Genomic DNA, 26,991 nt, shown 5'->3' on the forward strand with positions numbered 1-26,991 from the left:
GTGCTGCTGTGTCCTCAAGCGCCGGACGGGCTGGTTGTGCTGTGTCCTCAAGCGCCGGACGGGCTGGTTTTCCGCCGGTCCGGGCAACAATCAAGCCCGTCCGGCGATTGAGGACCGGGGTCCGGGGCGGAGCCCCGGTTACGGGAAGGGGCGGGTCGGGGGAAGGAACCAGCGGGTACCGGCCACCAAGAGACGAGGACCGTATGACGTCAGCCGATCACCATCTCCCCGCCGGCACCGCCGCCGGCGGCGCGTACGACCTGGACATCGCCCCCGAGCGCGCCGGCTGGACGTACTCCTCCCTGCGCGTCCTGACGCTCCCGCCCGGCGACAGCCACGAGTTCCCCACCGGCGACAGCGAGTGGATCGTGCTGCCCCTCAGCGGCGGCTGTACGGTCGCCGCCGACGACATCACCTTCGAACTGCGGGGTCGCGAAAGCGTCTTCGCGGCCGTCACCGACTTCGCCTATGTGCCGCGTGACGCGCACGTCACCGTGACCTCCCCGCAGGGCGGCCGTTTCGCGCTCACGGGGGCGCGCTGCGAGCGTGCGCTGCCCGCCCGCTACGTTCCCGCCTCCGCCGTCCCCGTCGAGCTCCGCGGCACCGGCGACTGCTCGCGGCAGGTCAACAACTTCGCCGCCGCCGGGGTCTTCGCGTGCGAGCGGCTCATCGCGGTCGAGGTCATCACACCGGGCGGCAACTGGTCCTCGTACCCGCCGCACAAGCACGACGAGCACCGCCCGGGCGAGGAGTCGGAGCTCGAGGAGATCTACTACTTCGAGATCGCCGAGGCGCCCGGCGGCACCGCCGGCGTCGGCTACCAGCGGGTGTCGCCTTCGCGGGACGGGGGCACCGACATCCTCGCCGAAGTCCGCAGCGGTGACGCGGTGCTGATCCCCGACGGCTGGCACGGACCGTCCATCGCCGCGCCCGGGCACGCCATGTACTACCTCAACGTCATGGCCGGGCCCGGCGCCGAGCGGGAGTGGCTCATCCGCGACCACCCCGACCACGCCTGGATCCGCACCACCTGGCCCGAGCGGCCCGTCGATCCCCGGCTGCCGCTGTACCCCGAGGGAGAACAAGGACGATGACCCGACGCCTCACCGTCGCCCAGGCGCTGGTGGAGTTCCTCGCGCACCAGTACACCGAGCGCGACGGCCACCGCCGGCGCCTGGTCGCCGCCTGCTGGGGCATCTTCGGCCACGGCAACGTCGCCGGGATCGGGCAGGCGCTGCTGGAGACCGGGGACGGGCTGCCCTACCTCCAGGGCCGCAACGAACAGGCCATGGTCCACGCCGCCGTCGGCTACGCCCGTCAGTGCGACCGGCTGTCCGCGCACGCGGTCACCACCTCCATCGGCCCCGGCGCCACCAACCTCGTCACCGGCGCCGCCCTCGCCACGGTCAACCGCCTCCCCGTGCTCCTCCTCCCCGGCGACACCTTCGCCACCCGGCCCGCCGACCCGGTGCTGCAGCAGCTCGAACACCCCGGCGCCGGCGACGTCTCCGTCAACGACTGCCTGCGCCCGGTCTCCCGCTACTTCGACCGGATCACGCGCCCCGAGGCGCTGATCCCCGCCGCGCTGCAGGCCGTGCGGGTGCTGGCCGACCCCGTGGAGACCGGCGCCGTCACCCTCGCCCTGCCCCAGGACGTCCAGGCCGAGGCGTACGACTGGCCGGAGGAGTTCTTCGCCGGCCGCGTCTGGCACGTGCGCCGCCCCGGCCCCGACCCCGCCGGGCTGGCCGCGGCGGTGGCCGCGGTGCGGGACGCCCGGCGCCCGCTGATCGTCGCCGGCGGCGGCGTCCACCACAGCGAGGCCGAGGACGCGCTGCGCGCGCTCGCCGACGCCACCGGCATCCCGGTCGCCTCCACCCAGGCCGGCAAGGGCTCGCTGCGCCACGACCACCCCTGCGACGTCGGCGGCATCGGCCACACCGGCACCGCCGTCGCCGACGCCCTCGCGGGCGCCGCCGACCTGGTCATCGGCGTCGGCACCCGCTACAGCGACTTCACCACCGCCTCCGCGACCCTCTTCGCCGCCCCCGGCGTGCGCTTCGTCAACCTCAACATCGCCGCCTACGACGCGCACAAGCTCGCCGGGCTGCCCCTGGTGGCCGACGCCCGCACGGGCCTTCAGGCGCTGGCGGAAGGGCTGCGGGGCCACCGGGTGCCGGACGCGTACGTGAGCGCGTACACCGCCGGGAAGCGCGAGTGGGAGGCGGCGGTCGACTACGTCTACTCCTGGCGGGACGACGGCGACGGGCGGCTCCCCACCCAGACCCAGCTGATCGGCGCGCTCGACGCCGTCGTCGGCGACGAGGACGTGATCATCAACGCGGCCGGTTCGCTCCCCGGCGACCTGCACAAGCTCTGGCGGGCCCGCTCCCGCCGCCAGTACCACGTCGAATACGGCTACTCCTGCATGGGATACGAGATCCCGGCCGCGATCGGCGTGTGCCTGGCCGCCCCCGACAGGCCCGTGTGGGCACTGGTCGGAGACGGCACGTACCTGATGATGCCGACCGAGCTCGTCACCGCCGTGCAGGAGGGCATCGCCATCAAGGTGATCCTGGTGCAGAACCACGGCTACGCCTCGATCGGCGGCCTCTCCGAGTCCGTCGGCGGCGAGCGCTACGGCACCGCCTACCGCTTCCGGTCGCCCGACGGCACGTACACCGGCGACCCGCTGCCCGTCGATCTCGCCGCCAACGCCGCCTCTCTGGGCATGAGCGTGCTGCGGCCCCGTACGGTCCACGAGCTGGGCGCGGCGCTGGCCGAGGCGCGCTCCTCCGACCGGCCCACATGTGTCTATGTGGAGACGAAAACAGCCGACACAGTGTCCGGCGCGCCCCCCGCCCAGGCGTGGTGGGATGTGCCTGTCGCCGAGACCGCGACCCGCCCGGCGGCCGTATTGGCCCGGGAGGAGTACGAGCGCAACGCAGCCGCCCGCCGTCGTTACCTTTGACGTAAGAGAGGTCGCAGCAGATGAAGACCGTCAACCACTGGATCGGCGGCAAGTCCGTAGAGGGTGCCTCCGGCGAGTACGGACCGGTGACCGACCCGGCGACCGGTGCCGTCACCACGCGGGTCGCGTTCGCGTCCGCCGAGGAGGTCGACACGGCCGTCGCGGCGGCGAAGGCCGCGTACGCGACGTGGGGCGGCTCGTCGCTGGGGGCGCGCACGGCGGTGCTGTTCCGCTACCGTGCGCTGCTGGACGCCCACCGCGACGAGCTCGCGGAGCTGATCACCGCCGAGCACGGCAAGGTGCACTCCGACGCGCTCGGCGAGGTCGCCCGCGGCCTGGAGATCGTCGAGCTGGCGTGCGGGATCACCACGCAGCTCAAGGGCGAGCTGTCCACCGAGGTCTCCAGCCGCGTGGACGTCGCCTCGATCCGGCAGCCGCTGGGCGTCGTCGCGGGCATCACGCCCTTCAACTTCCCGGCCATGGTGCCGATGTGGATGTTCCCGCTCGCCATCGCCTGCGGCAACACCTTCGTCCTCAAGCCGAGCGAGAAGGACCCCTCGGCCGCGCTCCGCCTGGCGGAGCTCGCCGCAGAGGCGGGCCTGCCCGACGGCGTCCTCAACGTCGTCAACGGCGACAGGACGGCCGTCGACCGGCTGCTCGAACACCCCGACGTCGCCGCCGTCTCCTTCGTGGGCTCCACCCCCATCGCCCGCTACATCCACACCACGGCCTCCGCCCACGGCAAGCGCGTGCAGGCGCTGGGCGGCGCCAAGAACCACATGCTGGTGCTGCCCGACGCCGACCTGGACGCCGCCGCGGACGCCGCCGTCTCCGCCGCCTACGGCTCGGCCGGCGAGCGCTGCATGGCCATCTCGGCGGTCGTCGCGGTCGGCGGCACCGGGGACGAGCTGGTGGCGAAGATCCGTGAGCGCGCCGAGAAGATCAAGATCGGGCCGGGTGACGACCCCACGTCCGAGATGGGCCCGCTGATCACCAAGGCCCACCGCGACAAGGTCGCCTCCTACGTCCGCGGAGCCGCCGCCCAGGGCGCGGAGGTCGTCCTGGACGGCACCGGCTTCACCGTCGAGGGCTATGAGGACGGCCACTGGATCGGCCTGTCGCTGCTGGACAAGGTGCCGACCGGCGCGGACGCCTACCGCGACGAGATCTTCGGCCCGGTGCTGTGCGTGCTGCGCGCGCAGACCTACGAGGAGGGCGTGGCCATCGTCAACGCCTCGCCGTGGGGCAACGGCACCGCGATCTTCACCCGCGACGGCGGCGCGGCCCGCCGCTTCCAACTGGAGGCCGAGGCGGGCATGGTGGGCGTGAACGTGCCCATTCCGGTGCCGGTCGGCTACCACTCCTTCGGCGGCTGGAAGCACTCGCTCTTCGGCGACCACCACATCTACGGAAACGACGGCGTCCGCTTCTACACGCGGGGCAAGGTCGTCACCACCCGGTGGCCCGACCCCGAGGACGGCGGCGTCGACCTGGGGTTCCCGCACCACCGCTGAGCGGCCGCCGCGAGGGGTTCGTCCCGGTTTGCCGGGATGGGCCCCGTAAGCTCGGGGCATGACCTGGTCGAGCGCGCTGAAGGACACCGCACGCGCCGGGCTGACGATCGAGCGCACCAAGCTGGAACCGCTGGTCGCGCTGCGCGGCGCGTGCGGCGTCGCGATCGTCATCGGCCTCACCCTGTGGCTCGGCACGCCCAAGCTGGCCGTCTCGTCGGCCTTCGGCGCCTTCGCCTCGGGGCTGGCCACCTTCCAGCGCAGCTGGCGGCCGCGGCCGGTGCTGGCGCTCGCCGTGTCGGTCGGGCTGGGCTTCAGCACGTTCGTGGGCTACATGGCCATCGGCGACCACGTGGTCTTCGCCGTGCTCCTGGCCGTCTGGACGCTGCTGGCGGGCATGGCGTGGGCGATCGGGCCCGTGTCGGGGATGGTGGCCTCGCAGATGGTCGCCGTCATGCTGTTCACCGTCACCCTGCCCACCTCGGTGCTCGGCGCGCTGCACCACGCGGCCCTCATCGTCTTCGGCGGGCTGGTGCAGGCGGCGCTCATCCTCGCCCTGCCGATCCGGCCCTGGGGGCGCCAGCGCGACGCGCTCGCCGACGCGCTGGCCGCCGAGGCCGACTACGCCCGCCGGCTCCGCCACGACCCGGAGGCCCGCTTCGACCCCCAGCCGCTGATGGACGCCCGCAGTGCCGCCGCCCTGACGCCCCGCCAGGCGCGCCGCAGGCCCGGCCAGCTCGGCGGCCCCCGGGGCCTGGCGGAGCGGTTGCGGCCCGTCCTGGCCTCGCTCGCCGACCCCGTCCTCGGCCCGCCCCCCGAAGGGCCCGAACGGGACCGGGCCCAGGAGCTGCTGGCTGCCGCCGCGGTCGTGCTGGACGCGGTGGCGCACGCGGTCCGCTGGGGCAAGCCGGTGCGGCTGCCGCCGGAGGTGATGGCCACCCTGGACGTGCCCGACGAGTCCGGGCTCGTCCTCACCGGCGCCGCCCGCCGCTCCGCGCTGCGGCTGATGGTGCTCCTCGCCGAGGTCGTCGAGTCCGCCGACGAGCGCGTCGAGTCGACCGGGCCCGCCGCCGCCGGGGAGCACCGCCACCTGCTGCGCCCCTCCGTGCCCCGGCTCGTGCCCGTCGGCCTGCGGGCCCTGCGGCGCGAGGCGCGCTGGTCCTCGGCCATCGGCCGGCACGCGGTGCGGGTGACGGCGGTGGTCCTGACCGGTTACGCCCTGGGGACCGCGCTGCCCCTGGGGCACGGCTACTGGGCGCCGATGACCTCGGTGATGGTCATGCGGCCGGACTTCGCCCAGACCTACTCGCGGGGCGTCGCGCGCTTCGCCGGGACCGTCGTCGGCGTGTGGCTCGCCGGGGGGCTCGTGGCGCTGGTGCACCCGGGCACGTACGTGTGCGCGGCGCTGGCCGTGCTCTGCATCGCCCTGATGTACCTGCTGATGCGTACGGGCTACAGCGTGGCCTCCGCGTGCATCGCCGCCTACGTCGTCTTCCTGCTCGGCATCGCGGGCGAGGGCTGGTCGCAGACCGTGCAGGCCCGGCTGGCGCTGACCCTGCTGGGCGGCCTGCTGGCGCTGGCCGCGTACGCGGTCTTCCCCGCCTGGGAGACGCTCAGGCTGCGCGACCGGCTCGCCGACTGGCTGGAGACCAACGGCCGCTACGCCCTCGCGGTGCTCGACGTCTACGCGCACCCGGCGGACCGCAAGCCGCGCCGGGTGCGCGAGGCCCTGCTGGACTCGCGGGCGGCACGCCTGAGGTGGGAGGAGGCCGCCGGGCGCGCGGAGAAGGAGCCGGTGCGCCACCGGGGCATCTCCCGGAAGGCCGAACGCGCGGCGGAGTCGGCGCTCTCCACGATGGGGCGCGCCACGATGCTCATGGAGGCCCACCTCCCGGACCGGGACGCCGAACCCTCCCCGGGCGCGGCGGAGTTCGCGGCCGCGCTGCGCGCCGCGCTGCCGGACGCGGCGGGTGCCGTGCGGGAGCGGGGCAGGCTGGACTGGTCGGGCCCGCGCCGGGCCCATGCCGCCTGGCGGGCGGCGGCGGGCGAGGAGGGGGTGGCGGTACGGGCGTCGGAGCTGCTGCTGGACGCGCTGGAGGAGCTGGCGCAGGCGCTGACGCCACCGCGGGGGCGCAGCCGCAACCGCAACCGCCGGGCGCGGCGGCGGTGAGGGCCGGTCACGGCGTGAACAGGCGGTCCAGGTGCGCCTCCGCGAGGCGCATCGTCTCCCGCGGGGTCTGCACGTCGAGCAGGGCGTGACTGGCGAGGCCGTCGACCAGGCAGATCAGCAGCATCGCCTCGGTGTCGGGGTCGCGGTCGGCCGCGATCTCGCCGCGCTCCATCGCCGCCCGGATCTGCCCGGCGAACAGCTCCCGCAGCAGCGGGACACCGTCCTTGGCGTGGTGGCGCAGGCGCTCGTCGTGGACGGCCTGCGCGAAGTAGGCGACCTGGACGAGGTGGCCGTTGCGGCTGTTGGCGTCCAGGGGCAGCATCTCGGCGACCGTCTCGCGCAGGACCGTGCGCGGTGCGGGCCCGCCCGCCGACGCCTCGACGCGGGCGCGGATGCGACGCGTGGCGAGCTCGTTGATGTGGGCGAGGGCGAAGACGAGCATGTCGCCCCGGCTGCGGAAGTAGTGCTGCAGCTGCCCGAGCGACATGCCCGCCTCGGCCGCCACGTCCCGCAGGCTCGCGCCTTCGAGACCGCGCGTGGACGCGATCCGCCACAGGGCCTCGGCGATGCTGCTGCGGCGTTCGTCGTGGTCGACGCGCTTGGGCACGGTGCTGCCTCCAGTTTTGCAGGTCAGTTGTATTGTCATAGCCTTGCCCTTGGCAGTACAACTGACTTGAAAGAAAAACGGGGGACATCGTGGCCGGACATCCGCATTCTTGGCAACCGCGGCTCCGGCCGCCACGTCACCGGGTCGATCCCCGCGCCCGCCGCTGGTGGGCCGCACAGGCGTGGCTCACCGTCAGCGGGCCCCTGCTGCTGACCGCGCTCGCCCTGCTCCTCCTCTCGGCCCTCCTCTTCCCCGGCGCGCTGCCCTGGCTGGCCCCGACGGCGGGCGTCGTCCTCGTCCTGCCCGCGCTCGGCTACGCCCTGGTCATGCCCGCCCAGCGCTGTCGCGTGCACGCCTGGGAGCTGGGGGAGACGGCGGTCCACGCGGCCGACGGCTGGTTCTTCCGCCGGCGCCGCATCGCTCCGCTGTCACGGGTGCAGACCGTCGACATCCGGCGCGGCCCGCTGCAACGGCGGTACGGACTCGCCACGGTGACCGTCACCACGGCCTCCACCGCCGGGGACGTGACGATCGCCGGGGTCTGCGACGAGGTCGCCCGCGAACTGGCGGAGCGCGTCGCGGCGGCGGCCCGGCTCCTTCCGGGAGACGCGGCATGAGCGGGCAGTGGCGCCGCCCGGACCCCCGTACGCTCCTGGCGCACTGCGCCTGGACGGTCGCTCCGCTGGGTTCGCTGGCGCTGACCGCGCTCGCCACGGGCGGGCGGCCGCCCGCACGGGCCTGGATCACGCTCGCTGTCATCACGCTCGTCTTCGCCGGCCTCACCGGCGCCGGCCTCCTCACCTGGCGGCGCACCCGCTACCGCGTCACCGACGACTCCCTCGAACTGCGCACGGGCCTGCTCACCCGGCGCGTACGGGCGATCCCCCTGCACCGCATCCGCACCGTCGACTTGACCGCCAACCCCGTGCAGCGGCTGCTCGGCCTGACCGTGCTGAGGGCGGGCACCGGCGGCGGGCGTACCGGCGAACTGTCCCTGGAGGCGCTCTCGCGGGCCGAGGGTGCGCGGCTGAGGGCGGAACTCCTCGCGCGGGCACCGGGCGCGGCCCAGGAGACCGGGGACCCGGTCCTGGCCGAGGCTGACGCGCGGTGGCTGCGGTACGCGCCGCTGACCTTCTGGGTCTTCGGTGGAGTCCTCACCGTGGCCGGCTCGGCCTGGCGGGCGCTGGACGCCATGGGCGTCGAGCCCTGGCGGACCGGCTTCGTCCGGGACCTCTTCCGCGAATTCGGCAGGAGCGCGCTGTGGGTCACCGTTCCCCTGGCCCTGTTCGCCGTCACCGCGCTCGGCGTCGTGGGCGCGGTGCTGCTCTACGCCGAGAACTGGTGGCGGTACCGCCTGGAATGGTCCGATACGACCACCCTCCACGTCCGCCGGGGCCTGCTCACCACCCGGGCCGTCTCCATCGAGCGCGCCCGGCTGTGCGGAGTGACCCTGCACGAACCGCTGTTGCTGCGCGCGGGTGGCGGCGCGAGCGTACGCGCGGTCGCGAGCGGTCTGGGCGACCGGGAGGAGAACCGCGGGCGCAGCGTCGTCCTGCCGCCCGCGCCCCGGGCGGTGGCCCTGCGGGTGTGCGCGGCGGTGCTGGGGGCGCGGGCGATTGCGGCGGGTCCGGAGCAGGGGCTGCACCCGCACCCCCGGGCCGCCCTGCGGCGGCGGCTGGTGCGGGCACTGGTGTGGGGCGTGCTGCCAGTGACGGTGGTGCTCGCCGCGCTGGGGTGGCTGCTCACCCCCGTGCTCCTGTACTGCGCGGCGCTCTGGACGGCGGTCGCGGCCCCGGTCGCCCTGGCGCTGGCCCACGACGCCTACCGGTCGCTGGGCCACGGGGTGCGCGGGCGCCACCTCCTCGTGCGGTCCGGCACCTTCGGCCGCCGGACGGTGGCCCTCGACCGGGACGCGGTGCTGGCGTGGACCTTCACGGACACGCTCTTCTCCCGGCGCGCAGGTGTGGTCACTGTCACGGCGGCCGTCGCCGCAGGGGAGGACGGATACCGCATACGGGATATGTCTGCCCAAGGAGCTGTCGGATTCGCGGAGTTTGCGGTGCCGGGAATCGTCAGTGAGTTCCTTGATCGACCACTTGTCTGACTTTTCTGTCGTACATTCGCACCTACTTTTTTGTTATCTGCGGACCGATGCCCGGTCTCCTAGGTGTCGGATCGGACGCCAATGTGGCGGGTGCGGAAAGAGGTGCGGGCGTGAAGAGTGAGAACGTGGCCCTGGTGGAAGCGGCACGGGCCGGGAACACCGCGGCACAGGACGAGCTCGTCGCCTCCCACCTGCCACTGGTCTACAACATCGTCGGCCGCGCCCTGAACGGGCACGCCGACGTCGACGACGTCGTCCAGGAGACGATGCTCCGCGTGATCAACGGCCTGGACGGGCTGCGCGACCCCGAAGGCTTCCGGTCCTGGCTCGTGGCGATCACCATGAACCAGATACGCACCCACTGCCGGGCGGACCGCCCCGAGTCCCCCCTCAGCGGCCTGCAGGAAGTGGTCGGCGAAGTGCCTGACCCCAAGGCCGACTTCGTCGACCTGACCATCGTGCGGCTCGGCCTGGAGGGCCAGCGCAAGGAGGCCGCCGAGGCCACGCGCTGGCTCGACGACGGGGAGCAGGAGGTCCTGTCCCTGTGGTGGCTGGAGGCTGCCGGCGAGCTCCGGCGCACCGAGGTCGCCGCCGCCCTGGAACTGGCCCCGCAGCACGCGGCCGTGCGCATCCAGCGGACCAAGGCCCAGCTGGACACCGCCCGGGGCGTGGTCCAGGCCCTCACCACCCAGCCGCGCTGCCCGCAGCTCGCGGACGTCGTCGCCCCCTGGGACGGCGTCCCCTCCGCCCTGTGGCGCAAGCGAATAGCCCGGCACGTGCGCGGCTGCGGCCGCTGCTCCGGTGCCCTGGCGGCCCTGTACCCGGCGGAGGGCCTGCTGGTCGGCCTCGGCCTGGTGCCGGTCGGCGGCGCGCTGCTCGCCCGGTGGGGCGGCGGGACGGCCCCGCACACCCAGGCCGTGGCCCACGCCGCGCCGGCCCCCGCCGGCAGCCCGGGCCCCCGCTCGGGCGGCCACCGCGCCGCCGGCCGCCGGCAGCGCGCGGGCGGCGGCCATCGCGCGGGTGCCAGCCGGTCCCGTACGGCCAGGCGGGCCGTCATCGGGGCGGGCGTCCTGGCGATCGTGGCGGGCGGCGCACTGGGCGGCACCTACTTCTTCAAGGACTCCCAGGACACCACCGTCAACACCGAGGCCGTCGACTCCTCCAGCAGCCTCAGGCAGCAGAGCGCCAAGGAGCCCTCGCCGCTGCGCCCCGGCCCCTCGCAGTCGGCCGGGACCGGTGCGTCGGCCTCCGCGAGCCCCTCGCCGAGCGCCTCGGCCTCCGAGTCGAAGTCCCCCTCCAAGGCCCCCGAGACCCACGCCTCCACCCCCGGGACCGAGCGCACCACCGCCCCGTCCCGCCCCGGGAAGAGCGCGCCCAAGCCCCCCGCGGGCAACCCGGGCGGCGGTCCCCTGGCCCAGCAGGTCGTCGACCTGGTCAACAGCGAGCGGGCCAAGGCCGGCTGCTCGCCCGTGACCTCCAACAGCCTCCTGGACGCCGCCGCCCAGGGCCACTCCGACGACATGGCGGCTCGCGGCTTCTTCAACCACACCAACCCCGACGGCAAGGGCCCGGGCGAGCGCGTCACCGCCGCCGGCTACAAGTGGAGCACCTACGGCGAGAACATCGCCTACGGGCAGCAGAGCGCCGCCTCCGTCATGGACTCGTGGATGAACAGCGACGGCCACCGCAAGAACATCCTCAACTGCTCCTTCAAGGAGATCGGCGTCGGCATCAACCAGGCCCCGGGCGGCCCCCGCTGGACCCAGGTCTTCGGAGCCCGCTGACGCCACCGCAGCGCGCGGCCGCGCCCGTCGTTGAACGGGCGTGTCCGGTCCGGACGAAGCGCTGCACGCTCTGAGCGTCAGCGGCCTGCTCAGGTCGTACGGCCCCGGGCCGGTGCTCCGCGGGGTTCCGCTCGGTCCCGGCACCCTGGGCCGAAATCGTGGGGGACGGTGTGAGCAGGACGACGCCGCCATGCGTCCTGTGCGGACAGATCGTCGCGGACTCCGGTGCCGTTGCGCACCGAGCCCGCTCGGCTACTGCCTCCTGCAGACGGTCCGCAACGACTTCCCCGGTGCGGTGCTGTACGGGCACCTGCTCCTGGGGCCCGCGTGGTTCACGGCGATATGACGCTGGGCACCGCGGCGTTCCGCGTACGCACCCGCAACCATCGCTCGCCCCGGCTCCGCGTGCGGGCGCCGGCATCTCCGTCTTCCCGTAAGGGAATCGACAAGGTGACGGGCGGATGTGCGGTCTGATCCGGATTCCGGACCGGTTCTCATCGGACCGGAAAAGGAGAATGGCAGCTTATGCGCGCACATGAGCCGGCACGCCTGCGGTGTGGCAGCTTTCTGCCGATCTCCCGGTGAACGCGGCCGTGAAATGCACGCCCCAACCCACACTGGATGCGCCGATATTCCCTCCTGCCCGAGGAACTCATGACCATTAGCATCCAGGGCACTACAACGACCTCTTTCCAACCGCCAGCCCGATTCGAATTCCCGAATTCGGGTACTACGACGGTGGAATTCGTTGTGCCCGTCTACAACGAGGAGCGGGCCCTACCCGGCTGCCTGCGTACCCTGCATGCCCGACTGTCGAACGAATTCCCGTTCCCCTGGCGCATCACCGTCGCCGACAATGCCAGCACCGACGGGACGCTGGCCACCGCGCACCGCCTCGCCCGTGAACTGCCCGGCGTCGGCGCCGTCCACCTCGACCGCAAGGGGCGCGGTCTCGCGCTGCGGACCGTCTGGGCCGCGAGTGACGCGCACATCGTCGCCTACATGGACGTGGACCTCTCCACCGGGCTGGATGGGCTGTTGCCCCTGATAGCGCCGCTGGCCAGCGGCCACTCCGACCTGGCGATCGGCAGTCGGCTGGCTTCCGGCGCCCGTACCGTGCGCGGACCGCGCCGTGAGTTCGTCTCCCGCTGCTACAACGGGCTGATCCGGCTCTCGCACGGCGCCCGGTTCAGCGACGCCCAGTGCGGTTTCAAGGCCGCCCGCACCGAGGTGCTGCGCCCCCTGCTGACCGTCACCGAGGACGACGCGTGGTTCTTCGACACCGAACTGCTGCTGCTGGCCGAGCACAACGGCCTGCGGATCCACGAGGTGCCCGTCGACTGGGTGGAGGACATCGACACCCGCGTTGATGTCATGGGCACGGCGATAGATGATCTGCGGGGTCTGTGGCGGATGGCCCGGGTCCGGGCGTCGGGCGCCGGCACCGTGGAGCTGCCCCGCCGCCCGGCGCCGGCCGCCGAACACCCCGACGCGGTCCTTGCTCCCACGTCCGCCCGTTCCACCCTCTCGTGGGAGGTGGGCTGCTTCCTCGCCATCGGTGTCGTCTCGACGATCGGCCAGGCCCTCCTGTACTGGCTGCTGCGCACGTGGTGGTCGCCCGCCCTGGCCAGCCTGGCCTCGCTGCTCGTCCTCACTGTGCTGAACACCGAGGCCAACCGCCGGCTGACGTTCCGGCACTCCTCCACCAAGCCGGCCCGCGCCCACCTCGGCGCCGGTGCCCTCTTCCTGCTCGGGTACCTGATCACCACAGCCTCGGTGCTGTCGTTCACGCACGTCGTCAACGGAGCCTCGCCGGCGGCCGAGACCGCAGTGCTGGCCGTTTCGTCGGCCGTCGTGACCGTCATCCGGTTCATCGTGCTGCGGCTGGCCGTCTTCCGCAGCTTCCGCCGGCGCCGCACTCCCTGACGAAAGCGAATCAAACCATGAGCAACTCCGTCTCCACCCTGCCCCGCGAGCCCGCGCCCGGCCGGACGACGCCACGGGTGCGCCCTGCCGCCCTGCCCGCCCGGTCGGCGCGCGCGGCCCTCGGCGCAGTCCTCCTCCTCGCCGTCGGGCTCTACGGATGGTCCCTGACCAGTCTCGACTGGGGCAACATCTACTACTCGGCGGCCGCCAAGTCGATGGGGACCAGCTGGAGCAATCTGCTCTTCGGCTCCTACGACGCGGCCGGAGTGATCACGGTCGACAAGCCGCCGAGCGCCTTGTGGCCCCAAGTGATCAGCGGCAAGATCTTCGGAGTGCACGGGTGGTCGCTGATCCTGCCCCAGGTGCTGGAGGGCGTGGCCGCGGTGCTCGTGCTGCACCGCACCGTGCGCCGCTGGGCCGGTGAGGGCGCGGGACTGCTCGCCGCCCTCACCCTCACCCTCACCCCGATCACGGTGGCCATCAACCGTGACAACAACCCTGACACCCTGCTGATTCTCCTGGTGGTCTCGGCCGCGTACGCCCTCACCCGCGCCCTGCAGGCATCGCAGGGCGCCACGGGCCGCTCCGCCACCTGGTGGCTGTGCGCGAGCGGCTTCCTCATCGGCTGCGGCTTCCTCACCAAGATGCTGGCCGCCTGGATGGTGCTTCCCGCGCTCGCGGCGGCCTGGGTCGTCGGCGCGGCGGGCAGCTGGGCCACCCGGCTGTGGAGGCTGCTGCTCCCGGGCGCGGTGCTGGTCGTCTCGTCCTTCTGGTGGGTCGCGGTGGCCGAACTGTGGCCGGCCGACGACCGTCCCTACATCGGCGGCGGCAAGAACGGCTCCGCCTGGGACCTGGTGATGGGCTACAACGGGCTCGGCCGCATCTTCCACGCCGAGGACGCCGCGAAGGGCACCGACGCCTTCGGCGGCAAGGCGGGGCTCGGCCGCCTCTTCAACGCCCAGGTCGCCGGCCAGATCAGCTGGTTGCTGCCGCTGTGCGCCGTGGCGCTGGCGGTGGCGGTGGCGGGCGCGGTGCTGCGACGCCGTGGCGTCCTGACCGCCGACGCGGTCCTGCCCGCGTCCGGCTGGGTGCTGTGGGGGACATGGCTTGTGGTGTGCGCCGTCCTGTTCTCGACCCAGCAGGGCCTCTTCCGCCCTTACTACACCACCCTGATCGCTCCAGCGATCGCCGCCCTGTGCGGAGGCCTGCTCTCCGCGCTGATCCGCGCGCACCGGGCGGGGGTGCGCTGGGCTACCCCGGCCGCCCTGGCCGCCGTCGTGGTGACCACCGGCTGGGCCGCGGTGGTCATCCGCCGTGCGCCGGACTGGAACGGATGGCTCGTCTGGCCGGTCCTGCTGGCCGGCTGCGCCGCCGTCGCCCTGCTCCTGGCCTCCCGGCCGGTGAGCGGACTGCGCCCGGCCGCACTCGCGTGCGCGGTGGTCGCCGTCCTCGCGGCCCCCGGAGCCTGGGCGGCGACCGTCCCCGGCTCCACTCAGGCGATGGGCGGCCTCAACCCGATCGCGGGACCGACGAAGCTGCCGCACATCCCGAGCAGCAGCATCGAACTCACCGAAACCCAGCGCAAGATCCTCCGCTACGTCACCGAGCGGGCCCGCTCCGAGCAGATCCCCCTGGCCATCGAACGCGGCTCCATGGCCGCCTCCGCGTACATCCTGAACACCGATGAGCCAGTCATCGGCATGGGCGGTTACGGGGGCGACAACGACTCACCGACCCTTGCCCAGCTGGAGAAGTGGACCAAGAGCGGCCGGCTGCGGTATGTCCTGGGAGCGGACAAGGGTGCCATGGGTGCCGACACTTTCGTCCGCCGCACCGCATGGATCGGCGAGCACTGCGCCAAGGTCCCCGCATCGGCGTACGGCGGCGTCCCCCGTCCCGCCACCGCACCCGGCGCCCAGGGATTCGGGGACGACGTCGTGCTGTACGACTGCGCCACCCGCTGACGAGGACCCGCCGCCCGCATGGGATTTTTCGATCACGGCAGAATCCCCTGCGGGCGAATCCCCGGTCACCGGCGACGAGCAGGCGAACCGTCCGTGGCCGGCACCGTATTCAAGAATTCTCTGCACCCTTCCGCCGGTATTCTCCGGATGGCATTATCCGGGCCCTTTCATTTCCGGCACCGCGTACGATGCGCATCACCGCCGCCGGCCGCCCTTGAGGGTGGCCCGCAGGTACTCGCGGTTCATCGAGGCGATGGACTGCAGCGGAATGCCCTTCGGGCAGGCCGTGGCGCACTCGCCCGTGTTGGTGCAGCCGCCGAACCCCTCGTCGTCCATGGCCGCCACCATGTCCAGCACCCGCGACTCCCGCTCCGGTGCGCCCTGCGGCAGGACGTTGAGATGCACGACCTTCGCCGACGTGAACAGCATCGCCGACCCGTTCGGGCAGGCCGCCACGCACGCCCCGCAGCCGATGCACTCGGCGTGCTCGAAGGCGAGGTCGGCGACCGGCTTCGGCACGGGCGTCGCGTGGGCCTCGGGGGCGGAGCCGGTGGGTACGGAGACGTAGCCGCCGGAGCCGATGACCCGGTCGAAGGCCGAACGGTCGACGACCAGGTCCTTGACGACCGGGAAGGCGGCGGCCCGCCACGGCTCGACGTCGATGGTGTCGCCGTCGCGGAAGTGGCGCATGTGCAGCTGGCAGGTGGTGGTGCGTTCCGGGCCGTGCGCCCGGCCGTTGATGACCATGCCGCAGGCGCCGCAGATGCCCTCGCGGCAGTCGTGGTCGAAGGCGACCGGCTCGTCCCCGGAGAGGATCAGCTCCTCGTTGAGGTGGTCGAGCATCTCCAGGAAGGACATGTCCTCGCTGATGCCGCTGACCTCGTACGTGGTCATGGCCCCGGTGTCCTCGGGGGTGCGCTGGCGCCAGATGCGCAGGGTGAGGTTCACGTGTAGCTCCGCTGGGTGGGGTGGACGTACTCGAAGTTCAGGTCTTCCTTGTGGAGCACGGGCGCGCTGCCCGTCCCCGTGAACTCCCAGGCCGCTGCGTAGGCGAACTCCTCGTCCTTACGGGCCGCCTCGCCGTCGGGCGTGCGGCTCTCCTCCCGGAAGTGGCCGCCGCAGGACTCCGTGCGGTGGAGGGCGTCCAGGCACATGAGCTCGGCCAGTTCGAGGTAGTCCACGATCCGGTTGGCCTTCTCCAGCGACTGGTTGAGCTCCTCGCCCGTACCCGGCACCTTGAGCCGCCGCCAGAACTCCTCCCGCAGGGACGGGATGCGCTCCAGCGCCTTGCGCAGGCCGGTGTCGGTGCGGGCCATGCCACACTCGTCCCACAGCAGTTCGCCGAGCTCCCGGTGGAAGGAGTCGGGCGTGCGGTCGCCGTCGACCGCCAGCAGCCGGGCGAGGCGGCCGGTGACGTCGGCCAGTGCCCCGGTGACGGCCGGGTGGGAGGGGTCGACGCTCTCGTGGGGGTGGCGGGCGAGGTAGTCGTTGATGGTGGAGGGCAGGACGAAGTAGCCGTCGGCCAGGCCCTGCATCAGGGCGGAGGCGCCCAGGCGGTTGGCGCCGTGGTCGGAGAAGTTGGCCTCGCCGATCGCGAACAGGCCGGGCACGGTCGTCTGCAGGTCGTAGTCCACCCACAGGCCGCCCATCGTGTAGTGGATGGCCGGGTAGATGCGCATCGGCACCTCGTACGGATTCTCGGCGGTGATCCGCTCGTACATCTCGAAGAGGTTGCCGTACTTCGCCTCGACGGCCGCGCGGCCCATCCGCTCGATCGCGTCGGCGAAGTCGAGGTAGACGCCCTGGCCGCCGGGGCCGACGCCCCGCCCCTCGTCGCAGACGTTCTTCGCGGCGCGCGAGGCGATGTCGCGCGGGACGAGATTGCCGAAGGAGGGGTAGAGGCGCTCCAGGTAGTAGTCCCGCTCGTCCTCGGGTATCGCGGCCGGCGGGCGGGTGTCGCCCTTGGCCTCCGGGACCCAGATGCGGCCGTCGTTGCGCAGCGATTCGCTCATCAGCGTCAGCTTCGACTGGTGGTCGCCGGAGCGCGGAATGCAGGTGGGGTGGATCTGGGTGAAGCAGGGGTTGGCGAAGTGGGCGCCGCGCCGGTGGGCGCGCCAGACGGCCGTGGCGTTGGAGTTCTTCGCGTTGGTGGAGAGGTAGAAGACGTTGCCGTAGCCGCCGGACGCGAGCACGACGGCATCGGCGAAGTGGGTGTCGATGCGGCCGGTGACCAGGTCGCGGGCGACGATGCCGCGCGCCCGGCCGTCGATGACGATCAGGTCGAGCATCTCGGTGCGGGTGTGCATCTCGACGGCGCCCGCGTCGATCTGGCGGCTGAGCGCCTGGTAGGCGCCGAGCAGCAGCTGCTGCCCGGTCTGCCCGCGCGCGTAGAACGTCCGCGAGACCTGGACGCCGCCGAAGGAGCGGGTGTCCAGCAGCCCGCCGTACTCACGGGCGAACGGCACGCCCTGGGCCACGCACTGGTCGATGATCTCGACGGAGATCTGGGCGAGGCGGTGGACGTTGGATTCGCGGGCGCGGAAGTCGCCGCCCTTGACGGTGTCGTAGAACAGACGGTGCACGGAGTCGCCGTCGTTGCGGTAGTTCTTGGCGGCGTTGATGCCGCCCTGGGCCGCGATGGAGTGGGCGCGGCGCGGAGAGTCCTGGAAGCAGAACTGGACGACGCAGTAGCCCTGTTCGGCCAGCGTGGCGCCGGCCGCGCCGCCCGCCAGGCCGGTGCCGACGACGATCACGGTGTGCTTGCGGCGGTTGGCGGGGTTGACCAGCTTCGCCTCGAAGCGGCGGCGGTCCCAGCGCTCGGCGACGGGGCCGCCGGGAGCCTTGGCATCGGTGAGGGGAGCACCGGTGCGGTAGTGGAGGTATTCGTTCATCTCAGCTCACGACTCCTGTCAGGACGCCCACGGGTATGGCGATGAATCCGCAGGTCAGCGCGAGCGCCAGACCGTCGGCGAGGAGCCTGAGCACCTGTTCGCGGCGGGGGGAGCCGACGCCCAGGGTCTGCGCGGCGCTCCAGAAGCCGTGGCGGATGTGCAGGCCGAGGGCGAGCATCGCGGCGATGTAGAAGGCGCTGACGTACCAGCGGTCGAAGGAGGCGACGAGGTTCTCGTACGGGCGGCCCTGTTGCGCGTTGGGGTTCACGGTCAGGGTGGTGAGGTCGAGGATGTGCCAGACGATGAACAGGCCCAGGATCACCCCGCCCCACCGCATGGTGCGCGTCGCATAGCTCGCACGCTGCCGTTTGTGCGCGTACTTCGCCGGGCGGGCGGTGATGTCCCGGCGGCTGAGCTGGTACGCCGCGACCCCGTGCAGGACGACCGAGGCGGACATCACCGCCCGTGCGGTCCACAGGAACCACTCCCGGTGCAGGAACGGCTCGCCGACGGTGCGGATCCAGTGCCCGTAGTGGTTGAACTCGCCGGCTCCGAAGAACACCTTCAGGTTGCCCATCATGTGGGCGACGAGGTACGCCAGCATGATCAGGCCGGTGACGGCCATGACCGCCTTCTTGCCGACGGTCGAGCGCCACACGGAGCCGATGAGGGAGGGAGACCGGGCCGTCCGGGTCGCGAGTGCCATGGAACCCGACGGTAGGCGGGTCCCTTCGATGCGTCCAAGACATGATCATGCTGGTTTCCATAGGCTGTGCCTATCTATCCTGGGGTGGTGCAACTTCAGCAGCTCCGCTACTTCGCCACGGTCGCCGGCCTGCGCCACTTCACCCGGGCCGCCGAGGCGCTGCACGTCGCTCAGCCGTCGCTCTCCCAGCAGATTCGCGCCCTCGAAAGGGAATTGGGCGCCGAGCTCTTCCACCGGGCCCGCGGCAACATCACCCTCACCGACGCGGGCGAGGCCCTGCTGCCGCTCGCGCGGCGGGTCCTGGAGGACACCGAGACGGCCCGCCGCGAGGTGCAGGAGGTCGCCCAGCTGCGGCGCGGCAGGGTGCGGCTGGGCGCGCCGCCGAGCCTGTGCGCCAGCCTGGTGCCGGACGTCCTGCGCACGTACCACGAGCGGTTCCCGGGCATCGAGCTGCATGTCGACGAGGGCGGGTCGCAGGACCTCGTCCGCCGGCTCGCCGACGGCCGCCTCGACCTCGCCCTGATCATCACCCCGCTCGGGGTCGGCGCCCCGGCCCTGGCGACGACCGAGCTGCTCCGCGAGGACCTGGTCGTGGTTTCCTCGCCCTCCGGCCCCGCACCGGGCCGGGGCCCGCGCGTGCGGGTGGAGGAGTTGCGGGACCTGCCGATGGTGATGTTCCGGCGCGGCTACGACCTGCGCGAGATCACCACCGCCGCGTGCCGGGCCGCCGGCTTCGAGCCCTCCTTCACCGTCGAGGGAGGCGAGATGGACGCCGTCCTCGGCTTCGTCCGCGCCGGCCTGGGGCTGGCCGTGGTCCCCGGCATGGTCGCGGCCCGCTCCGGCCTGCGGGTCACGCCCTTCGAGGGCGAACGCATGCGGCGGACCGTCGCGGTCGCCCACCGCAAGGACGCCGCCCCGCCCCGCGCGGCGCGCGAACTGCGCCGCGTGCTGCTGGAGCACCTGGAGGTGGCGGAGGAGGAGTGAGGGGCGCTCAGCCCCACACCGTGCGGCCCAGCGCCACCCCGGTGAAGGCCGCGCCCGTCCCGCACACCACGCTCGCCACCGCGTTGAGCGCCGCGTACCCCCGGGCACCGTCCTCGGCCAGGCGCAGCGTCTCGTACGAGAAGGTCGAATACGTCGTCAGCGCGCCGCACAGGCCCGTACCCAGCAGCAGGCGCCACCGCTCGTCCGGCACCGCCCCGGTCAGGACACCCAGCACGAGGCAGCCGGCCACGTTCACCACGAACGTGCCCCAGGGGAAGACCGCGTCGTGCCGGGACTGCACGACCCGGTCCGTGAGATAGCGCAGAGGAGCGCCGGCCATGGCGCCGGCGATGACGAGCAGCCAGTTCACGCAGGGGTCTCCCGGCCGCGGCCCTTGTAGTGCAGGACCTCCACCTCGTCGAGGGTGACCAGGCCCTCGCCGACCAGCTCCGCCAGTACGGGCAGGAAGGCCCGTACGCGCTCCGGGGTGTCCACGACGATCACCGCCACCGGCAGGTCCTCGCTCAGCGACAGCAGCCGGGAGGTGTGGATCAGCGACGAGGCGCCGAAGCCCTCGATGCCGCGGAAGACGCTGGCGCCCGCGAGGCCCGCGGCGTGGGCGCGGTGGACGATCTCGGAGTAGAGCGGCCGGTGACCCCGGCCGGTGACGCAGGTGTCGGACTCGCCGACGAGGGCCGTGACGCGCAGGGCCTTGCCGTGGAGCCTCATCGTGTCCTCCGCAGGACGATCAGCCGCCGGGTCGCCGCCGCGGCCGCCCACACCGCCGCCAGCGCGGCGACGGGAGTCGCCGCCAGAGCGAGGAGAGCGCTGCCCGCACGGCCGTCCTCCACCAGGCGCTGGACGTCGACGGCGTACGTGGAGAACGTCGTGAAGCCGCCCAGCACGCCCGTGCCCAGGAACGGCCGGGCCAGCCGGTGCGGCGTGCCCAGTTCCGTGACGCTCACCAGGAGCACCCCGATCAGCGCGCAGCCCACCGCGTTGACCAGCAGCGTCGTCCACGGGAAGGCGCCGCTCGCGGTCGGCCACAGTAGTGCCGCGCCGTAGCGGGCCGCGGCCCCCGCCCCGCCGCCCAGGGACACCGCGCACAGAACGGGCCACGGGCCCCGGGAGGCGTGGCGTCGCGGGGGCGCCGGCGCAGCGGCGCCCGTCATCGCTCCCGGCCGTGCCGCGCCCGTCGTGCCCATCGCGTCAGGCTAGCCCACGCCCGCCTCCCCGCCGCTCAGCCCGCCACCCGGCCCGACACCGCCGCCAGGCAGGCCTCGGCCCGGTCGGCGTCCATCAGCCACTCCTGGTAGTCGGCGGGGTCGGCGAAGCCGTTGACGTAACGGTGGGCCAGCTCCGGATGTTCGGTGGCCGCGGCGAGAATGTGCTGGACGTGCTCGGGCAGCGGGGCGTCCAGCAGCATGTTGGTGAAGGCGGTCGTGTGCCGTGCGTGCTCCCACCAGCCCGCGAAGGTCTCGTGCATCCACGCCCGGTCGAAGGGCCGTTCGCCGCGCGCCAGCACCGAGCTCAGATAGCGGCCGGCGCAGCGCGCCGCGTTGTTCGAGCCCTGACCGGTGACCGGGTCGTTGAGGACGACGGCGTCGGCCATGCCCAGGACGTACGAGCCGGGGGCGACCTCCGCGACGGGGTGGCGGACCACCGGGACGAGGCTTCCACTGAGCACGGCCCCCGCGTCGGCGGGCTCGGCGCCCGCGCACCGTTCGTACTCCCACGGCGCGTACGAGCGCAGCAGCTGCCAGGAGCGCTCCAGCGCCGCGCCCGGCCCCGGAACGTCGTCCCAGCAGTCGAGGGGCCCGCCCGGCCGGCCCTCCCACAGCAGGATGTGGCACGGCCCGGAGAGCGTCAGCGCGGGCAGCACGAAGAACTCCCCGGCCTCCTGGAACCCGCACATCCGCAGATAGGAGGGCGGCAGGCCGGGGTCCGGCCGGGCGCCGTGCACATAGACGCACGCCAGGGCGCGCCTCGCGGCGCGGTAGGGGCTGTGCCGGTCGTCCCGCCCGAAGACCTCCCCCAGCGGCCCGTGCCCGGACGCGACGACCGTCAGGTCGTGGCCCGCGGCCAGCGCCGCCAGCTCCCCGGCCGCGACCTGCCGGTACTCCACCCGGCCGCCGCGCTCCTCCAGCAGCTCCAGCCACCGGGCGGTCTTCACCCGCTGGTCGACGGAGCGGGCGGGCTCGTCCAGGGCGGCGACGACGGCCCGCTCCGGGGCCGCGGCGCCCGGCGCCTCGACGCGGCTGATCCGCATGCCCTCGACCGGGGGCGTCTCCTCGTCCCACAGGTTCAGGCCCAGCTCCCGCTCCAGGGCGAGCGCCGGCCCGTACATCAACTGTGTGGACAGCACCCGCCCGCCCCGGATCTCCTCGGGCGTACGGGCGCTGACCACGGTCACCTCGTACCCGGCCGCCCGCAGCCCCAGGGCCAGCTGCAGCCCCGCCTGTCCGGCGCCGACGATCGCGATCCTGCGCATGGTTGCCTCCGAAAGCCGGTTCCCGTGGCCGCCCCCCGTTGTAACCGCCCGCGGCGCGCGCTGTACAGACGGCACGCGCGGGCCGCACCGGCCGTCACCCTGCCCACCCGACACCGCGGTTGGCAGGAAACCGGCGCTTCCTTCGCGTGCCGCTGGGCAGTCTCCTGGCCGGTCACCCTCCGCCGTCGAGAGCGGAGCCGCCGCCCGCCAGGGCCGGCCGAGGCCCGCGACCCGAGCCAGGGAGGCACCCGGATGACGAAGCAACCCCAGCCGCCCGGCCAGGTGGCGCCCCGCACCCCCTCGCCCCGGCGCCAGCGCGCGCGGATGCTCGACCGGGTCGAGGAGCGGCTGCGCGGCCTCTTCGACGACGAACACCACTTGTGGCGCACCGCCGACGCCCGCGGCGCGGAGCTGATCGAGTCCCTGGCTTCGCTGGTGACCGCCGGCGGGGACAGGGCGCGCCCGGTCGTGCTCCTCACCGGCTACCTCGCCGCGGGCGGCAACCCGGCCGCCGCCGAGGCCGTCGAGGTTGCCGCCGCCCTTGAACTCCTCGACACCTGCACCCTCATACGCGGCGACGTCCGTGACGACGCCGCCCTGCGCCGGGGCATCCCCACCCTGCACACCGGCCGGGCCGCCGACCACGAGCGCGGCGGCTGGTCGGGCGACTCCCGGCGGTTCGGCGAGTCCACCGCCACGCTCGCCGGCGACCTCGCCCTGGCCCTCGCCGACCGGCTCGCGGCCGGGCTGCCCGCCGACGCCCGGCCGCTCTGGGACGAGCTGCGCGTGCGGCGCGCCATCGGTTCCTACACCCGCGAGGCCATGGCCGCCGAGTACCTCGACGACCCCTGGCCGGGGCGCTGCGTGTCCGGCTGCGACCGCGGCTGCACGGCCGGCTGGTACGCCCTGGCCCACCCCTTGCGCCTGGGCGCGGCCCTCGCCGGCCGCCCCGACCTCGACGCCCCCTACGACGCCTACGCCCGCCCGCTGCACGCGGCGTGGCGGCTGCGGGGCTTCCTCGACGGCGGTCCGGAGTACGCGTGGGACGCGCAGCTGCTGCGCGAGCTCCTGCTGGACCCCGAGGAGCGCGACATCGCCGAGGAGCTGATCGAGGAGCTTGTGCGGCGGGCCCGCGCCACGGTCGCGGCCGCGCCCGTGGCGGAGGGCTGGCCCGGGGAACTGGCCGCCTTCGCGGCGCGGGTGGCGTCCCAGGACGGGTGACCGCGGCGCCTCCCGGTGCCAGGGCGTGTGCGCAAAGTCCCGCCCGGCCCGCGGCACCCGGCACCGGGGTCACCTCCCAGCGGTGGCCGGGGGGACCTCCTCGCGTCGTCGGCACCGCCCGGGTACGCCCCGTACGAGGGCGACCCTCCGCCTTGCGACCGCAGGCACCGGACGCCACGGCCCACGCCCTTCGGGCGCACGGCGCTACGTTGCGGACACGCCCCGGCGGCCGGGCACCGAGATGGCGGTGACGATCAGGCCGTCGCGGACCAGCCAGCGGCCGTCGAAGCCGGAGAGCCGGTTCCCGGTCGCGGCCAGCAGCGGATCCGGCGTCAGCACCCGGGCGCTGAAGGTCCGCGCGTCGGGGTCGACCTCGACGACGGCGTCCTGGAAGTCCAGCCAGAGCCGGGTGAGCGGGAACCACGCCTTGTAGACGCTCTCCTTGGCGCTGAACACCAGCCGGTCCCAGCACACCTCGGGCCGCTCGGCGTCCAGCCGGGCCAGCCATCCGTGCTCCTCGGGGCGCGTCACCAGTTCGCGTACCCCGTCGTTGGGCAGGGGCTCGTTGGGTTCCGCGTCCAGTCCGATGGTCAGCACATCGGCGTCCCGCGCGACGGCCGCCGCCCGGTAGCCCGCGCAGTGGGTCATGCTGCCGACGATCCCGGCCGGCCACTGCGGGGCGCCGCGCTGCCCGGGGATGATGGGAGCGGGGGCGATGCCCAGCCGGCCCAGGGCGGTCCGGGCACAGGTCCGCACCGTGGTGAACTCCCTGCGCCGCTTGTCCACCGCCTTGGTGAGGAGCGCCTCCTCCTCGGCGAACAGCGCGGGCGCCGCTGCAGGGTCGTCGAACGACTCGGCGGTCTCGATCGGTGAGGTCAGCAGGGCGCCAATCATTTTCGCCAGTAATCCCATGGTCGGAGCGGCCGGAGTGCCTGTACGACAGGAACCCTGCCAGCCGGGAAGCCAATGAGGAAACCCCTATTGCTGTTGATCAGCCCACACCGGCCACCCATTCGGCCCCTATCGGGATCACTCGGTCGCTTCACGGACGAAACCTTTGCGATCTCCACACGTTGATCCGGGCTCCCGGCCGTCACCGGCCGGGTGCTCGTCCCGTACGTCCAAGCAAAGGTGTCTCCCCATGTCACGAATCGCCAGGGCTGCAGTCGTCACCGCCGCCATGGGCGCCACTCTCGCCGGCGTCGCCGGCGGGGCGGCCGCCGACTCCGGAGCGAAGGGTGCGGTCGTCGGTTCCCCGGGTGTCATCTCGGGCAACGTCATCCAGATTCCCATCCACGTTCCGATCAACCTCTGCGGCAACACCATCAACATCGTCGGGCTGCTCAACCCGGCATCCGGCAACGTCTGCGTCAACGGCTGACGCCTGCCCGGCGCGGTCGGCCGGTGGTTGCGGGACGCACCCCGCACCCGAGCCGTACCGCTGCATGGCGCCCCCGGCGAACCGCCGGCGGGCGCCATGTGCCTTTCCGCCCCGCTCCGGCCCGCCCCGCTCCGGCCTCGGCGGGCCGCACGTAGGATCTCTCCCCACAACTGCGGTGGGGCGGGGAACGCATGGCGGAGCGCGAGGGCACCGAGAACTCGATCACGGGCGGCACGTTCCTGGCACCCGTGGTGCAGGCGCGGGAAGTTCACGTGCACCGGGACAGGACGCGGGCCCCACGGCTGCTGGGCCCGGCGCCGGAGGTGTTCGTCGACCGCGTCCCGGTGTTCGCGGCCCTCGCGCGGGCGTCCGCCGAACGGGCCGGGCGCGACGCGCCCCTGCTCGTGATGGTGACCGGCCTGCCCGGCATGGGGAAGACCGCCACGGCCCTGCGCTGGCTGCACCAGCTCGGCGCGGGCTTCCCCGGCGGCCACCTCCAGGACGACATGAGCCCGCAGGGCCCGCTCAGGCCGCGGGACCCCGTCGCCGTACTGGAGGGCTTCGTCAGAGAACTGGCGGCTCATCAGTTACCGCCCGGCCTGAGGCCCACGGACCCGGAGGGCCTCGCCGCGCACTACCGGTCGCTGACGGCCGGCGCGCCCACGCTGGTGTTCCTGGACAACGTGGTGAGCGCCGCGCAGGTGCGTCCCCTGCTGCCGGGCCACCCCGGCAGCGTGGTCGTCGTCACCAGCCGCTTCCCCCTCACCGGCCTGCGGGCCTCGCACCCGCGCACGCTGAGCGTCCGCCTCGACGCCCTCGACGCCGTGGCCGGCGCCGAGCTGTTCCACGCGGTGACGGGGTGCCCCGACGCCCTGGACCGGCCGGCGCTGGAGGACGTGCTGCGTGCCTGTGCCGGCCTGCCACTGGCCGTACGGATCGCGGGTGCCCGCGTGGGTGAACTGCTGGAGACGGGGGAGGATCCCGCGGAGCTGGCCCGTGAACTCGCCGACCGCCGCACCCGTCTGGAGGCGCTCACCGTGCCCGACGACCTCTCCGTCGCGCAGGTCTTCGACGCCGTGTACGCCTCCCTGCCCCCGGGCGCGGCCACGCTCTACCGGGCGCTGGGCCTGCACCCGACGCCCGGGTTCTCCCGCGAGCTCGTGCGCCGGGCCGCCCCCGGGGAGGGTGACGTCCGCACGCTCGTACGGGAGCGGCTGCTGGAGCCGGCCGGCGACGGGCGGCTGCGGATGCACGCCCTCGTCCACGACCACGCCCGTACCGTCGCCGGCGACGCGGACGCGGCCGTCCTCGACCGGTACGCCGACTGGTACCTGCACCGGGCGGCGGCCGTCGAGTGGCGGACCTCCGACCGCTGGCGCCACGGGCCGCTGTTCGCACGGCCCGAGCTCCTCCGGGACGTCTTCGACGGCGTGGACGAGGCCCTCGACGCCATGGAAGCGGACCGCGCCAACGCGGTGGCGTTCGTGGAGCTGGCCCACGACACCGGGCGCCATGCGGTGGCATGGCAGCTGTGCGAGGCCCTGCGCGGCTTCTTCTTCCGGCGCAAGTACCACGCGGACTGGGTGGCGGTGTGCCTGCTGGGCGTGGCCGCGGCGGAGCGGGGAGAGGACCGCGTCGCCGTGGCCCGCATGCACTTCGAGCTGGCCTTCGCCTACGCCGACCGGGACGACGGCACCGACGTCGCGGCCGCCCGGGACCACTACGGACACGCCCTGCGCGTGGCATCCGCCGCCGGGCACGCACGTACCGTGTCGTCGGCGCTGGAGGGCCTGGGCCTCCTCGAACTCCGCGCCGGCCGGCCGGGCGCCGCCGCCGGCCACTTCCAGCGCGCGGTCGACGCGCTGGAGGGCGTCGGCCACCCCCGGGGCAGGGCACTCCTGACGTTCCACCTCGGCCGCGCCCGCAGTGCCGAGTCCCGCCACGCGGAGGCGGCCGGTCTGCTGCTGCGGGCCCGGACGCTGTTCGCCGGGCTGCCCGACCGTTTCAACGAGGCCAAGTCCCTGTGGCACTACGCGCAGGCCCGCCTGCGCGCCGACCGCCCGGACGAGGCCCTGGCCCCGCTGAACGAGGCCGTCACCCTCATCCACACCTGCGGCGCCCCCAAGGAGGAGGCTGACATCCTGCTGATGCGCGGCGACGTCCTGGCGGCCGAGGGCCGTCGCGAGCCGGCCGAGGCCGACTGGCGCGCGGCACTGGCCCTGTACGACCGGGTGAACAGCCCCGCGGCCGCCACGGTGCGGGCCCGCCTCGGCTGACCCCCGG

22 protein-coding genes are annotated in these 26,991 nt (G+C 73.5%); 13 read left to right on the forward strand and 9 right to left on the reverse strand.

Features of this window, described 5'->3' with window-relative positions; translation table 11 throughout:
- The first annotated feature begins 203 nt into the window (after positions 1 to 203).
- From iolB to AB0F13_RS11260, 4 genes are read left to right on the forward strand one after another with little or no spacing between them, the layout of a single operon-like run.
- Positions 204 to 1,094, forward strand: a complete 891-nt coding sequence (gene iolB, locus AB0F13_RS11245; RefSeq protein WP_362078713.1) for a 5-deoxy-glucuronate isomerase — start codon at positions 204 to 206, stop codon at positions 1,092 to 1,094.
- Entirely contained in the window at positions 1,091 to 2,968 is a 1,878-nt protein-coding gene (gene iolD, locus AB0F13_RS11250; protein ID WP_362078716.1) for a 3D-(3,5/4)-trihydroxycyclohexane-1,2-dione acylhydrolase (decyclizing), read from the forward strand. The genes iolB and iolD overlap by 4 nt, the downstream gene beginning before the upstream one ends.
- 20 nt (positions 2,969 to 2,988) lie before the next feature.
- A complete protein-coding gene (mmsA, locus tag AB0F13_RS11255; RefSeq protein ID WP_362078719.1) occupies positions 2,989 to 4,482 on the forward strand; it encodes a CoA-acylating methylmalonate-semialdehyde dehydrogenase in 1,494 nt (497 codons plus the stop codon).
- A gap of 58 nt (positions 4,483 to 4,540) precedes the next feature.
- Positions 4,541 to 6,649, forward strand: coding sequence for an FUSC family protein (locus tag AB0F13_RS11260; RefSeq protein WP_362078722.1), 2,109 nt, complete (start codon positions 4,541 to 4,543; stop codon positions 6,647 to 6,649).
- 7 nt (positions 6,650 to 6,656) lie between these two features.
- On the opposite strand, the gene AB0F13_RS11265 is transcribed toward AB0F13_RS11260, so the two are convergent.
- Positions 6,657 to 7,256 (reverse strand): TetR family transcriptional regulator C-terminal domain-containing protein, encoded by a 600-nt coding sequence (locus AB0F13_RS11265; RefSeq protein WP_362078725.1) that lies wholly within the window; start codon positions 7,254 to 7,256, stop codon positions 6,657 to 6,659.
- Positions 7,257 to 7,345: 89 nt separating this feature from the next.
- Between AB0F13_RS11265 and AB0F13_RS11270 the strand changes: the two genes are divergently transcribed.
- The 5 genes from AB0F13_RS11270 to AB0F13_RS11290 all read left to right on the forward strand — a co-directional run bounded on the left by AB0F13_RS11270 (position 7,346) and on the right by AB0F13_RS11290 (position 15,034).
- The gene (locus AB0F13_RS11270) at positions 7,346 to 7,873 is read left to right on the forward strand and encodes a PH domain-containing protein (RefSeq protein WP_362078728.1); all 528 of its coding nucleotides are present in this window, start codon (positions 7,346 to 7,348) and stop codon (positions 7,871 to 7,873) included.
- Positions 7,870 to 9,360, forward strand: coding sequence for a PH domain-containing protein (locus tag AB0F13_RS11275; RefSeq protein WP_362078731.1), 1,491 nt, complete (start codon positions 7,870 to 7,872; stop codon positions 9,358 to 9,360). The genes AB0F13_RS11270 and AB0F13_RS11275 overlap by 4 nt, the downstream gene beginning before the upstream one ends.
- Positions 9,361 to 9,470: 110 nt before the next feature.
- Complete coding sequence (locus AB0F13_RS11280; protein WP_362078734.1) at positions 9,471 to 11,144, forward strand: sigma-70 family RNA polymerase sigma factor; 1,674 nt, start codon at positions 9,471 to 9,473, stop codon at positions 11,142 to 11,144.
- A gap of 738 nt (positions 11,145 to 11,882) precedes the next feature.
- Positions 11,883 to 13,070, forward strand: coding sequence for a bifunctional glycosyltransferase family 2/GtrA family protein (locus tag AB0F13_RS11285; protein ID WP_362078737.1), 1,188 nt, complete (start codon positions 11,883 to 11,885; stop codon positions 13,068 to 13,070).
- Between the two features lie 17 nt (positions 13,071 to 13,087).
- Complete coding sequence (locus AB0F13_RS11290; protein ID WP_362078740.1) at positions 13,088 to 15,034, forward strand: glycosyltransferase family 39 protein; 1,947 nt, start codon at positions 13,088 to 13,090, stop codon at positions 15,032 to 15,034.
- A gap of 195 nt (positions 15,035 to 15,229) precedes the next feature.
- On the opposite strand, the gene AB0F13_RS11295 is transcribed toward AB0F13_RS11290, so the two are convergent.
- Genes AB0F13_RS11295 through AB0F13_RS11305 form a run of 3 tightly spaced genes read right to left on the reverse strand, consistent with a single transcriptional unit; the run spans position 15,230 to position 18,631 of the window.
- On the reverse strand, positions 15,230 to 15,982 hold the full coding sequence (locus tag AB0F13_RS11295; protein WP_362078743.1) for a succinate dehydrogenase/fumarate reductase iron-sulfur subunit: 753 nt from the start codon (positions 15,980 to 15,982) through the stop codon (positions 15,230 to 15,232).
- Positions 15,979 to 17,925 carry a fumarate reductase/succinate dehydrogenase flavoprotein subunit gene (locus AB0F13_RS11300; RefSeq protein ID WP_362078746.1) on the reverse strand — a complete coding sequence of 649 codons (1,947 nt, stop codon included), beginning with the start codon at positions 17,923 to 17,925 and terminating at the stop codon, positions 15,979 to 15,981. The genes AB0F13_RS11295 and AB0F13_RS11300 overlap by 4 nt, the downstream gene beginning before the upstream one ends.
- A gap of 1 nt (position 17,926) precedes the next feature.
- Positions 17,927 to 18,631 carry a succinate dehydrogenase cytochrome b subunit gene (locus tag AB0F13_RS11305; RefSeq protein WP_362078749.1) on the reverse strand — a complete coding sequence of 235 codons (705 nt, stop codon included), beginning with the start codon at positions 18,629 to 18,631 and terminating at the stop codon, positions 17,927 to 17,929.
- Between the two features lie 87 nt (positions 18,632 to 18,718).
- Between AB0F13_RS11305 and AB0F13_RS11310 the strand changes: the two genes are divergently transcribed.
- The gene (locus AB0F13_RS11310) at positions 18,719 to 19,615 is read left to right on the forward strand and encodes a LysR substrate-binding domain-containing protein (protein ID WP_362078752.1); all 897 of its coding nucleotides are present in this window, start codon (positions 18,719 to 18,721) and stop codon (positions 19,613 to 19,615) included.
- A gap of 7 nt (positions 19,616 to 19,622) precedes the next feature.
- Here AB0F13_RS11310 and crcB read toward each other — a convergent pair whose 3' ends face one another.
- The 4 genes from crcB to AB0F13_RS11330 all read right to left on the reverse strand — a co-directional run bounded on the left by crcB (position 19,623) and on the right by AB0F13_RS11330 (position 22,106).
- Positions 19,623 to 19,985 carry a fluoride efflux transporter CrcB gene (gene crcB / locus AB0F13_RS11315; protein WP_362078755.1) on the reverse strand — a complete coding sequence of 121 codons (363 nt, stop codon included), beginning with the start codon at positions 19,983 to 19,985 and terminating at the stop codon, positions 19,623 to 19,625.
- On the reverse strand, positions 19,982 to 20,344 hold the full coding sequence (locus tag AB0F13_RS11320; protein WP_362078758.1) for a DUF190 domain-containing protein: 363 nt from the start codon (positions 20,342 to 20,344) through the stop codon (positions 19,982 to 19,984). Before AB0F13_RS11320 ends, crcB begins: the two co-directional genes overlap by 4 nt.
- Positions 20,341 to 20,787 carry a CrcB family protein gene (locus AB0F13_RS11325; protein WP_362078855.1) on the reverse strand — a complete coding sequence of 149 codons (447 nt, stop codon included), beginning with the start codon at positions 20,785 to 20,787 and terminating at the stop codon, positions 20,341 to 20,343. Before AB0F13_RS11325 ends, AB0F13_RS11320 begins: the two co-directional genes overlap by 4 nt.
- A gap of 68 nt (positions 20,788 to 20,855) precedes the next feature.
- Positions 20,856 to 22,106, reverse strand: a complete 1,251-nt coding sequence (locus AB0F13_RS11330) for a styrene monooxygenase/indole monooxygenase family protein (protein WP_362078761.1) — start codon at positions 22,104 to 22,106, stop codon at positions 20,856 to 20,858.
- A gap of 252 nt (positions 22,107 to 22,358) precedes the next feature.
- Between AB0F13_RS11330 and AB0F13_RS11335 the strand changes: the two genes are divergently transcribed.
- Positions 22,359 to 23,327, forward strand: a complete 969-nt coding sequence (locus AB0F13_RS11335; RefSeq protein ID WP_362078764.1) for a polyprenyl synthetase family protein — start codon at positions 22,359 to 22,361, stop codon at positions 23,325 to 23,327.
- A gap of 204 nt (positions 23,328 to 23,531) precedes the next feature.
- On the opposite strand, the gene AB0F13_RS11340 is transcribed toward AB0F13_RS11335, so the two are convergent.
- Complete coding sequence (locus tag AB0F13_RS11340; protein WP_362078767.1) at positions 23,532 to 24,221, reverse strand: 4'-phosphopantetheinyl transferase superfamily protein; 690 nt, start codon at positions 24,219 to 24,221, stop codon at positions 23,532 to 23,534.
- A 247-nt stretch (positions 24,222 to 24,468) separates the two neighbouring features.
- On the opposite strand from AB0F13_RS11340, the gene AB0F13_RS11345 reads away from it, so the two are divergent.
- Both AB0F13_RS11345 and AB0F13_RS11350 read left to right on the forward strand, forming a co-directional pair.
- Positions 24,469 to 24,708, forward strand: a complete 240-nt coding sequence (locus AB0F13_RS11345; protein ID WP_362078770.1) for a chaplin — start codon at positions 24,469 to 24,471, stop codon at positions 24,706 to 24,708.
- A 191-nt stretch (positions 24,709 to 24,899) separates the two neighbouring features.
- Positions 24,900 to 26,984 (forward strand): tetratricopeptide repeat protein, encoded by a 2,085-nt coding sequence (locus AB0F13_RS11350; protein ID WP_362078773.1) that lies wholly within the window; start codon positions 24,900 to 24,902, stop codon positions 26,982 to 26,984.
- Positions 26,985 to 26,991: the final 7 nt, after the last annotated feature.

The organism is Streptomyces sp. NPDC026206 (assembly GCF_040638465.1).
Classification (GTDB): domain Bacteria; phylum Actinomycetota; class Actinomycetes; order Streptomycetales; family Streptomycetaceae; genus Streptomyces.